Annotated in this window: 9 protein-coding genes; 5 read left to right on the top strand and 4 right to left on the bottom strand. The window is 68.7% G+C overall.

All coding sequences use genetic code 11. The features are described from left to right. The first annotated feature begins 129 nt into the window (after positions 1–129). The 3 genes from Q0L11_RS05080 (at position 130) to Q0L11_RS05070 (ending at position 2,472) form a co-directional block, all read left to right on the top strand. Complete coding sequence (locus Q0L11_RS05080; RefSeq protein ID WP_296595818.1) at positions 130–1,485, top strand: glutamate--cysteine ligase; 1,356 nt, start codon at positions 130–132, stop codon at positions 1,483–1,485. 86 nt (positions 1,486–1,571) lie between these two features. Further along, a complete protein-coding gene (locus Q0L11_RS05075) occupies positions 1,572–1,967 on the top strand; it encodes a GFA family protein (RefSeq protein WP_296595817.1) in 396 nt (131 codons plus the stop codon). Between the two features lies 1 nt (position 1,968). Then, positions 1,969–2,472 (top strand): hypothetical protein, encoded by a 504-nt coding sequence (locus Q0L11_RS05070; RefSeq protein ID WP_296595816.1) that lies wholly within the window; start codon positions 1,969–1,971, stop codon positions 2,470–2,472. Between the two features lie 21 nt (positions 2,473–2,493). Here the strand turns inward: Q0L11_RS05070 and Q0L11_RS05065 are convergent, their stop codons facing one another. Continuing rightward, positions 2,494–3,006, bottom strand: coding sequence for a DUF427 domain-containing protein (locus Q0L11_RS05065; RefSeq protein WP_296595815.1), 513 nt, complete (start codon positions 3,004–3,006; stop codon positions 2,494–2,496). Positions 3,007–3,418: 412 nt separating this feature from the next. Between Q0L11_RS05065 and Q0L11_RS05060 the strand changes: the two genes are divergently transcribed. Continuing rightward, the gene (locus Q0L11_RS05060) at positions 3,419–5,227 is read left to right on the top strand and encodes a peptide MFS transporter (protein ID WP_296595814.1); all 1,809 of its coding nucleotides are present in this window, start codon (positions 3,419–3,421) and stop codon (positions 5,225–5,227) included. Between the two features lie 53 nt (positions 5,228–5,280). Here the strand turns inward: Q0L11_RS05060 and Q0L11_RS05055 are convergent, their stop codons facing one another. The 3 genes from Q0L11_RS05055 to tldD all read right to left on the bottom strand — a co-directional run bounded on the left by Q0L11_RS05055 (position 5,281) and on the right by tldD (position 9,336). Then, positions 5,281–7,341, bottom strand: coding sequence for a TonB-dependent siderophore receptor (locus Q0L11_RS05055; protein WP_296595812.1), 2,061 nt, complete (start codon positions 7,339–7,341; stop codon positions 5,281–5,283). A 145-nt stretch (positions 7,342–7,486) separates the two neighbouring features. Then, positions 7,487–7,909 carry a GFA family protein gene (locus Q0L11_RS05050; protein WP_296595811.1) on the bottom strand — a complete coding sequence of 141 codons (423 nt, stop codon included), beginning with the start codon at positions 7,907–7,909 and terminating at the stop codon, positions 7,487–7,489. Next, positions 7,906–9,336, bottom strand: a complete 1,431-nt coding sequence (gene tldD / locus Q0L11_RS05045) for a metalloprotease TldD (protein ID WP_296595809.1) — start codon at positions 9,334–9,336, stop codon at positions 7,906–7,908. Before tldD ends, Q0L11_RS05050 begins: the two co-directional genes overlap by 4 nt. Before the next feature lie 424 nt (positions 9,337–9,760). On the opposite strand from tldD, the gene coxB reads away from it, so the two are divergent. After that, on the top strand, positions 9,761–10,633 hold an 873-nt coding region (gene coxB / locus Q0L11_RS05040), incomplete at its 3' end, for a cytochrome c oxidase subunit II (protein ID WP_296595808.1).

Raw genomic sequence — 10,633 nt, 5'->3', positions numbered from 1 at the left:
CGTCGATGCAGTAAAGCTAAGCCGCCCTTGAGCTTAGCGGATTTGCGCCCACCTATCCGAACGGCGTAAAGACCCGATCGCGTGGGAGCCGCTCCCCGCGCGACGGCGTTCAGGCCGGGGAGGATTTTCATGGCCGACGCCGTGTGCGACGACCGCCCGCTCGTGTTCGAAGACCTGGTCCGCTGGATGGCGGACGGGGCGAAGCCGGCGAGCGACTGGCGCGTGGGCGCCGAGCACGAGAAGTTCGTGTTCCGCCTGGGCGACCACGCTCCGGTCCCGTACGAACCGCGTGGCATCAAGGCGTTGCTGGACGGCCTGACGCGGTTCGGCTGGACCCCCGTCTACGAAGGCGAGAACGTCATCGCGCTGGAGCGCGGCATGGCGAACGTCAGCCTGGAGCCGGGCGGGCAGTTCGAGCTGTCGGGCGCGCCGCTGGAGACCGTCCACGACATCTGCGAGGAGACCGGCCAGCACCTCAACGAGGTAAAGGCTGTCGCCGACGAACTAGGCCTGGGGTTCCTGGGCCTGGGCTTCACGCCCGTTTGGACCCGCGAGCAGGTCCCGGTGATGCCCAAGGGCCGCTACAAGATCATGCGCGAGTACATGCCGAAGGTCGGCAAGCTGGGCCTCGACATGATGTTCCGCACCTGCACCGTGCAGGCCAACCTCGACTTCGCGTCCGAGGCCGACATGGTGGCGAAGTTCCGCACCAGCCTGGCCCTGCAGCCGATCGCCACGGCGCTGTTCGCCAACTCGCCGTTCATCGAGGGCAAGCCGTCGGGCTTCGTCTCCAGCCGCGCCAACGTGTGGACGGACACCGACGCCGACCGCACCGGCATGCTGGACTTCGTGTTCCAGGACGGCTTCGGCTTCGAGACCTATGCGCGCTATGCGCTGAACGTGCCGATGTATTTCGCCAAGCGCGGCGACCGGTACATCGACCTGGCGGGCCGCTCCTTCGTCGACTTCATGGACGGCAAGCTGGCCGAGCTGCCCGGCGAGCGCCCGACGATCAAGGACTGGGCCGACCACACCACCACGATCTTCCCCGAAGTCCGGCTGAAGAAGTACCTGGAGATGCGCGGCGCCGACTCCGGGCCCTGGAGCCGTCTCTGCGCCCTGCCGGCGCTGTGGATGGGCGTGCTGTATGACAGCGCCGCCCTGGCGGCGGCCTGGGACCTCTGCAAGGACTGGAAGATCGAGGACCACGAGAAGCTGCGCGCCGACGTGGCCCGCCGCGGCCTCAAGGCCGAGATCGCCGGCCGCACGGTTCAGGACGTGGCCAAGGACCTGCTGGCCATCGCCAAGCAGGGCCTGAAGAACCGCAACCGCCTGTCGGGTGGTCTGGTGGACGAGAGCGGCTACCTGGCCGAGCTGGAGCACATCGCCGACACCGGCGTGACCCCGGCGGAGCGGCTGGTGGAGCTGTACAACGGCGCCTGGAAGGGCGACGTGAGCCGGGTCTTCGAGGACTTCGCCTACTAGCTTAGGCGTGGCGCGGGCCCGACCGGTGAAGCCAGACATCGCCGTCTGGACCTTGTGTCGCTCGTTGCGGCCGGCTCAGTAGGTCCATGCCCATCTGGAACGGATCCTGCCACTGCGGCGCCGTGCGGTTTCGCGTCGAGGCCGAGATCGAGGAACTGACGCGGTGCGACTGCTCGCTGTGCCGGCGCAAGGGTGCGCTGATGGCGAAGGTGCACGAGAGCGGGCTGACGATCGAGGCGGGCGAGGACCAGCTCACGCTTTACCGCTGGAACACCGGCGTCGCGCAGCACTGGTTTTGCCGCACCTGCGGGATCTATCCCTTCCACAGGAAGCGGGCGGCGCCGGACAGCTATGGCGTGAATGTGGGTTGTCTCGAAGACTTCGATGTGGCCGCCTATCCTTACCGGCTGGCCGACGGGCTGACGATGAGCGTACGCCCCGGAGGCGCGCGGCCGGAGTGGACGGGGCCTCGCGAGGGTTAGCATGCCAGTCAAGCTGCCGAAGTATGCGCACTGGGTGGCCGAGCGGCGGTTCCTGGTGGACCCCGCGAACATGCCCGCGCTGGACGCGGCGGGCGCCCGGCGGATCGAGGACCTCTACATCGACGGCGGGCGCCTGCGGCTGCGGCGGATCACGCACCTGGCCACCGGCGAGCAAGAGTTCAAGCTGGCCAAGAAGTACGCGCCGGACGACCCGCTGATCGGGCCGATGACCAACCTCTATCTCAGCGCCGAGGAGTACGCGGTGCTGGCGAAGCTGCCAGGCGAGCGGATCTCCAAGCGCCGTCATAAGGTGGGCGCGTTCGTGGTCGACGTGTTCGAGGGGCCTCACGAAGGGCTGGTGACCGCCGAGTGCGAGGCTTCCAACCGCATGGCCGCCATGGCGGTGGACATCCCGGACTGGTGCGTCCGGGAGGTGACCAACGAAGTGATCTACACCGGCGGCGAGCTGGCGCAGGCGAAGAGCGCCCCGGCGTTTATGCGCTAAGGGCGTTCTCTAAGGGGCGCGCTACCGCACGCCCCCTTCCAGAGGCGGTTCGGTCGTGTTCGGCGGCCAGTGTTCGCGCTGGGTCGTGCCGTCGCCGGCGTCGGTGTGCTGGACGACCTGGTCGATGGCGCGCGGTTCGGCGGGGGCGTCGACGTGGTGCGGGTTCACCGCCGCATCCTCGACTTCGTAGACCTCGACGTGGTTCGGGTAGAAGGCCAGCCTGTTCTCGATAGCCTGCATGGCCGGGAACGGCGTCTCGTAGGTCCAGACCGCGTTCTCGGCGAAGTGGCCGTCCATCAGCAGCGTGTAGTAGCTGGCGTCGCCCTTGTACGGGCAATGGGTGCTGTGCGCCGTGCGCGACATGTACTCCATCGAGACGTCGTCGCGCGGGAAGTAGACCACCGGCGGATAGCTGGCCTCCTGAAGGACCAGCGCGTCGGCGCTGTCGGCGATCACATGGCCCTGGAACCTGGCGCGCCAACGCTTCGTCGCGGGGGTGACGGTGATCGGATGGTCGGGACCCGGAATCTTCATGAGACGTCCTCCTGGAGCCTTTCCGCTACGAAAGGCTCCAATTCAAGAGCTTGGAGCGTGACGGGCGCTTGAACCGGCTTCCACTTCAAGCTGTCACGCTCCAGAGGGACTGAACGCGCGGCGCGCGTTCCGGCTGCGTTCGATATGGGCGCCGGCTTTCGCCGCGCCAGAGGCCGGCCCGATGAGGAGGGACCGTCGTGATCGGACGAGAAGGTCTCTCGCGAAAGACGGCGAGCCCTTTGCCCATTTTGCCTGCCTGCAGGCCGAATGAGCGGGCTCGCGGGGGGATTTCGGGCGCAGGCTTGCTTGTGCTGGCCCGACCTAAGTGGTTTTGTGCCCACAGGAATACGCGGTGCGGTGACGGGGGCGTTCGCCCGCACGCGAGCTTCGGGAAAGCGGAACCCAACTCCACATGAATCCAATCCTTCTCATCGGCATCGCGGTGACGCTCGTCACCGGCCTGCCGGTCCTCATGCAGTTGCTGCGCAACCACCCGCGCGGGCTGATCATCCTGTTCTTCGCCGAGATGTGGGAGCGGTTCTCGTACTACGGGATGCGCGGCATCCTGATCTTCTACCTGACCCAGCACCTGCTGTTCGACGACAGCGTGGCGGGCGCGCAGTACGGCTCGTACACCTCCCTGGTCTACCTGCTGCCGCTGATCGGCGGGCTGCTGGCCGACCGCTACCTGGGCACGCGCAAGGCCGTGGCCTTCGGGGCGCTGCTGCTGGTGGCCGGGCACGGGATGATGGCGGTCGAGGGCACGCCGGCGAAGCAGACGCTGATCTACGCCGGCCAGAGCTACGACGTGGATATCAAGGGCCGCATGGAAGAGCGCCAGGTCCGCGTGATGATCGCGGGCCAGCCGCACGAGTTCGGCGCGACGGCGGACGGCGGCCTGGAGGTCAAGAACATGGCGCCCGGCGGCCCGCTGCCCGCGGTGATGCCGAAGGGCTCGTACGAGCTGAAGAACCAGGTGGATCCGTTTGGCAAGAACGCCTTCTACCTGGCGGTCGCGCTGATCATCATGGGCGTGGGCTTCCTGAAGCCCAACATCTCCACGATCGTCGGCCAGCTCTACCCGCAGGGCGACCCGCGGCGGGATTCCGGCTTCACCCTCTATTACTACGGCATCAACCTCGGGGCTTTCTGGGCGTCCGTGCTCTGCGGCTGGCTGGGGACGAGCCTGGGCTGGTGGGCCGGCTTCGGCCTGGCCGGCGTCGGCATGGCGGCGGGCTTCGTCGTCTTCGTGCTGGGCAAGAAGCACCTGGAGGGCAAGGCCGAGCCGCCGAACCCGGAGCTGCTGAAGCAGAAGGTCGTGGGACCGCTGAACCGCGAGGGGCTGATCTACCTGGGCGGCGTGCTGGGCGTGATCCCGGTGTGGTTCCTGGTGCAGTCGAACCAACTGGTGGGCTGGGCGCTGGGGATCTCCACCATCGCCGCCCTGGCCTTCATCGTCGTCTTCATGGCCACCCAGTGCAGCAAGATCGAGCGCGAGCGGATGATGCTGGCGCTGGTGCTGGTCTTCGGCTCGGTGGTGTTCTTCACGCTCTTCGAACAGGCCGGCACGTCGCTCAACCTGTTCGCGGCGCGCAACGTCGACCTGGGCTCGATCGACGCGGCACAGACCCAGTCGTTCAACGCCGGCTTCATCCTTATCTTCGCCCCGATCTTCGCGGCGATGTGGGCCTATCTCGGCGCGCGCAAGCGGATGCCCAACCCGACGCTGACCTTCGGTCTGGGCCTGCTGCAGGTGGGCCTGGGTTTCCTGGTCGTGGTGTGGGCGCAGGGCCTGGCGGTCGACTACAAGATGCCCCTCTTCATGCTGGGCCTGCTGTACATGCTGCACACGACGGGCGAGCTGTTCCTGTCGCCCGTGGGCCTGTCGCAGATCACCAAGCTCAGCGTGGCGAAGGTGGTGTCGTTCATGATGGCGGTGTGGTTCCTGGCCTCGTCCATCGCCCAGTACGTCGGCGGCCTGATCGCCGGCGCGATGGGGACCGAGACGGTCGGCGGCCAGGTGCTCGACCCGGCGGCGGCCTTCGCCACCTCCATGGACGGCTTCAACAAGCTGGGCTGGGCGGGCGTCGGCTGCGGCGTGGTGTTCGTGGCGGCCAGCTTCTTCATCAAGGGCTGGGCGCATGGCGCCGACCAGCCGCCGGTGGAGGCGCAGCTTGTCACCCCGTCGGTGGACGGCGAGCAGCAGGCCGCCCGGATCTGAGCGGGCGCGCGGCGGGCCGGGAGCCCGCCGCGCCTCGGCTTCTCGAGACGCCTTTAGGCGCCGAAGGTGTGGCGCACGCGGATGTAGACGCTCTGGCCGGGCTTCAGGTCGCGGTCGTCGACATAAAGCAGCTTCCCGTCGCTGCGCGGGCCGTCGTACTGACGGGTGTTGAAGCGGATGCCGCGCTCGAACAGGTTGGCGACCTCGACGCGCAGGACGGTCTGCGGCTGCAGGCGCTTCTCGACCCAGGTGACAAAGTAGCCGTTGTGCAGCTTCACGTCGGAGACGAAGTTGTAGCGGTACGAGGTCTGCGACCAGCCTGAATAGTAGTCGCCGCCGACCGCCAGGCCCCATTGGGGCAGGTCCTGGCTGTAGTGGACCTCCCACTCCAGCGGGCGCAGCTTCGAGATGGTGCGGCTCTCGAATGTGGTCGGGTCGGTGACCTTGGACCAGCGCTTGTTGAGCTCGCCGCGCAGCAGGCCGCCCTTCCAGCCCATGCGGTCGCTGGGGAGCGTGAAGGTGGCGATCAGCTCGTCCTTCGTCCCGTCGCCGATGTTGGTGGGCTGGTCGAAGGTCAGGACCTCGGGCAGGCCGGTCTGCGGATTGACGCGCTTGATGGTGACCGGCCCGCGGTCGATCACGTCTCGCAGTTCGGAGTGGCGGAAGGTGACGGTGACCGCGCCGCTCTTCCAGAAGCGCTGCTCGATGGCCGCCTCGCCGACCCACGCCCGCTCAGGATTGAGGTCGGGATTGCCGGCGCTGACGCCGGTGCCGGCGGTGAAGTCGGTGCCGGCGACGAAATCGTCGAAATCGAGCTGGCCGACCGTGCGCTCCAGGCGGACGCGGAGCTGGGTGTCGGGGCGCACGTCCCAGCTCGCGGCCAGGCGCGGCTTGAAGAACTGCAGCTTCTTTTCCAGCATCACGTCGCCGTCGGACGAGATCTTCGAGGCTTCGAAGCGCAGGCTGCCGTCGATGGTCCAGGCGGCGGCGGGCCGCCAGATCGCCTTGCCGAACACCTCGCCGCGGGTCTCCTCGACCGTCACGTTGGCAGCGGGCAGGGGCTCGGCGACGCCGTTGTGGAAGAACTTGGCGCGGCTATCCAGCTTGTTGAACGCGCCCTCGCCGCCCAGCTCGAACGAGAGCGACGGCGACCATTGGTGCTTCAGAACCGTCCGGCCGATCGTCTCGCTGATATCGCGCGTGTTGCGGTAGTCGTCGGTGTCGCCGCGGAACGTGAAGAGGTCGTAGGTATGGTAGTCCTGGTCCGTGCGCAGGGCCACGACCTCGAGCTTGGTCTTCGGCCCGAAATCGCGGTTGAAGCGCAGGCCGAACTCGCGCTGGAACTCGTCGTAGGGGTTGACGTCGTTGGCGACCCCGAGGTCGGCCGGACGGCTGTAGACGGTGGTCTCCTCGCTCTTCCAGCTATCCCAGAAGAGGCGGCCGTTCAGCGAGACGCGGCCGCCCAGCAGGGGCTGGGAATAGGCGCCGGAGATGATCTGCTGCAGCCCGTCGGATTCCGAGTCGTGCCGGCCCTCGCGGATGATCGAGCCGTCCGGGGCGAAGCGCACGCGCGGGCCGAACTGGCCGCCGTCGTCGTTGCCGTAGCCGTAGCGCGCCACCCCTTCCCAGGTGCGCACGCCGTCGCCGCCCGAGAGCTCCAGGCGCATGCCGTGCATGTTGCGGCCGTCCCAGAGGTGGTTGTTGGCCACGGCGAACAGACCGCGGAAGCCGCCGCCGGACTTGCGCACGACGTTGGCGATGACGGTCTTGCCCTGCATGTCGATCCCCGGCGCGCCGCCGCGGATGACGTCGATGCGCTCGATCTGGCTGATCGGGATCCGGCGCAGGATCTCTTCCAGATTGTCGGTCTTGCTGGTCGGGCGGGCGCCGTCGACGATGACGTTGCCGGCCGCGCCCTCGAAGCCGCGGACCGAATTGCCGGTGTCCAGCGTGAAGCCGGGCACGCGAGCCAGCATCTCGGCGGCGTTGGCCACCTGCTGGCCGGCGAAGAAGGTGACGGGATAGCTGATGACGCCCTGCGTCTGCGGCGGGGCGATCGCGGCGGGCGGCGCGGCGGCGACGGCCGCCTGGGCCAGGACGGTGGCGATCAACATCGGAACTCTCCCCAGAACGCGGGTTAACTGGCCCGGGGCGGCGTTCTGGAGCGAGTTAAATGGCCGTAAGGTGCATTAAATCGGGGACAGATTTGTCACCGAAAGGTCAACGGGGGAAAGGCCGATCCTCCGGGCTGGGGGAGCCTCAGCCCTGCGGCGGCCACGCGGGGAACTGCGGGCTGTCGTCGCCGATGACGGCCCAGGCCGGCTTGTCCGCGACGAAGATGTGGCCCGAGACCTTCAGGTCCGGCTGGCCGTCGAGGCTGCCGGCCGGCACGAACCAGCGGCCCTCGCCGCCCAGCAGCGGCGCCGGGCAGCCGCAGCGGCCGCAGAAGCTGGTGCTCCAGCCCGAGGCCAGCGCATAGCCGCGCACCTTGTCCTCGCCGGACAGCCAAACGAAGTGTTCCGGCCGCACGGACAGGACGGCGTTCGACCCTGTGCCGGACGCCTTGCGGCAAAGGGAGCAGTGGCAGAACCCCACGCGCGGCAGCCGGCCGGCGACGCCCCAGCTCACGTCGCCGCAGAGGCAGCGTCCGGTGGCGGCGAAGGGCTCGGCCGGCGTGCTCACACCGCGGTCCCGCCGACGGTGAGGCCGGTGATCTTCAGCGACGGCTGGCCCACGCCGACCGGGACGCTCTGCCCCGACTTGCCGCAGACCCCGACGCCCGGATCGAAGTCGAAGTCGTCGCCGATCATGGTGACGCGGGTCAGGGCCGAGGGGCCGTCGCCGATCAGGGTGGCGCCCTTCACCGGTACGGTGATCTTGCCGTCCTCGATCAGGTAGGCCTCCGTGCACTGGAATACGAACTTGCCGTTGGTGATGTCCACCTGGCCGCCGCCGAAGTTGGCGCAGTAGAGGCCGCGCTTGGTCGAGGCGATCATGTCCTCGCGCTTGTGGTCGCCGCCCAGCATGGCCGTGTTGGTCATGCGCGGCATGGGCATGTGGGCGTAGGATTGGCGGCGGGCGTTGCCGGTGGGCGCCATGCCCATCAGCCGCGCGCTCATCCGGTCGTGCATGTAGCCGACGAGGATGCCGTCCTCGATCAGCACGGTGCGCTCGGTGGGCGTGCCCTCGTCGTCGACGGTCAGCGAGCCGCGGCGGCCCAGGATCGTGCCGTCGTCGAAGACGGTGACGCCGGGCGCGGCCACGCGTTCGCCGATGCGGCCCGAGAAGGCCGAGGTGCCCTTGCGATTGAAGTCGCCTTCCAGGCCGTGGCCGACCGCTTCGTGCAGCAGCACCCCGTTCCAGCCCGGGCCCAGCACCACGTCCATCTCGCCGGCGGGGCAGGGAACGGCGTCGAGGTTGACCAGCGCCTGGCGCAGGGCCTCGTCCACCTGGTCCTGCCACTTGTCGGGGCTGATCCAGGCCTCGAACCCAGCCCGGCCGCCGGCGCCGGTGAAGCCGTTCTCGCGGCGGCCGTCGCGCTCGACGGTGAGCTGGACGTTCACGCGGCACAGCGGCCGCACGTCGCGGATCAGCCGGCCGTCGGCGCGCAGGATCTCGACCACGCGGCGCTCGCCGGCGATGGAGGCCATCACCTGGACGACGCGCGGATCGCGGGCGCGGGCCCAGGCGTCGATCTCCTGGAGCAGGGCGACCTTGTCGGAGAAATCGGGCGAGCTGAGCGGGTTCTCCTCGCCGTAGAGCTTGGCGTTGGTGGCCCGCGGGGCCTCGGCGGCGGTCCCGGCGTAGCCGCGCTTGGCCAGCTTCGCGGAATCGGCGGCGCGGCGGATCGCGGCCTCGGAGATTTCGGAGGCATGGGCGTAACCGGCGGTCTCGCCCGCGACGACGCGCAGGCCGAAGCCCTCGGTGGCGTCGTAGTTCGCCGACTTCAGCCGGCCGTCGTCGAACAGGAAGGATTCGCTCTCGGAGCGCTCGACGAACAGCTCGCCGTCGTCGGCGCCGGCCAGGGCGTCGCCGAGAATCTCGCGGGCGCGGGCCGGATCGACGCCGGCGGATTCGAGGATCGAGGGAGCGGGGACAGGGGCGTTCATTCCCGGAAGATAGGCACGGCGCGCGTCCGCGTCACCCGCGACGTCCGATCCTTGCGGCGTATTGCAGGCTGCCCGATTCGCATCGCGCGGGGCTTGGGAGAGCCGGCGGGGGTCGCCCAGGCATTGCGCGGGGGGCGCGGGGATCGCCCCTGCGACATGTTGGCCCGCCGGGCGATCCGCCCCCGCGTCCCGCCTGCCCGGCGGGCTTGAGCCGCGTCAAATATGCCTTTCGATAACCAGGCTACGGACCTAGGCGCGCCCTCAGCACTCCGAACGCCTTGGCAAGGCCTGGGGATGCGCGTATGGACCCCCGCGAAGGGGCCGATCGGCGTGGCGGAAGCTACGTCCGCACGTCCCGTTCCGAAGTCGTCGGACGCGCCCAAACCGTCTTGCGGGCGCGGCCGGCCAGAGAGACCGAGGGGACATGAAGTCGAGCTTTCACGGATTGCGGACGCGGGCGGCGGGGGCCCTCGCGGGCGCGGCGACAGCGTTCTGGGGCGCCGCGGCGATGGCCGCCGACAAGTTCGGCCAGCCGACGGACGGGGCGATCGACCTGCAGCCGGGCGTGACCCCGCTGCGCGAGCACGCCATCTTCTTCCACAACGCGATCCTGCTGCCGATCATCTCGCTCATCACGGTTTTCGTGCTGATCCTGCTGATCGTGGTGATGGTGCGCTTCAACAAGCGCGCGAACCCGGTCCCGGCGAAGTTCAGCCACAACACGACGCTGGAGGTGGCCTGGACGCTGATCCCGGTCCTGATCCTCGTCTTCATCGCGATCTTCTCGTTCCGGCTGCTGTTCGCCTACAACGACATGCCCAAGCCGGACCTGACCATCAAGGCGACCGGCTACCAGTGGTACTGGGGCTATGAGTACCCCGACCAGAAGATCGGCGAGTTCGTCTCGAACGTCCTTCCGGAAGACCAGGCCAAGGCTAGGGGCGAGCCCTACCGCCTGGCGGTGACCGAGCCGCTGGTGGTGCCGGTGAACAAGGTGGTCCGTGTCCAGGTGACCGGCGCCGACGTGATCCACGCCTTCGCCGTGCCCTCCTTCGGTGTGATCACCGACGCCATCCCGGGCCGTCTGAACGAGACTTGGTTCAAGGTCGACCGGATCGGCACCTACTACGGCAACTGCCGCGAGCTGTGCGGCATCGACCACGCCTTCATGCCCATCGAGGTGCGCGTGGTCAGCCAGGCCGACTTCGACGCCTGGGTCGCCAAGAAGGGCGGCTCCAAGGCCGGCGCGGCGCCCGCCGCCGTGGCCGCGCCCGCTGCGGCTCCGGCCGCCGCCGAC

Source organism: Phenylobacterium sp., from assembly GCF_024508875.1.
Lineage (GTDB): Bacteria > Pseudomonadota > Alphaproteobacteria > Caulobacterales > Caulobacteraceae > Phenylobacterium.
Note: the sequence above shows the minus strand (reverse complement) of the source record. Positions and strands in the feature narration are given on the sequence as shown.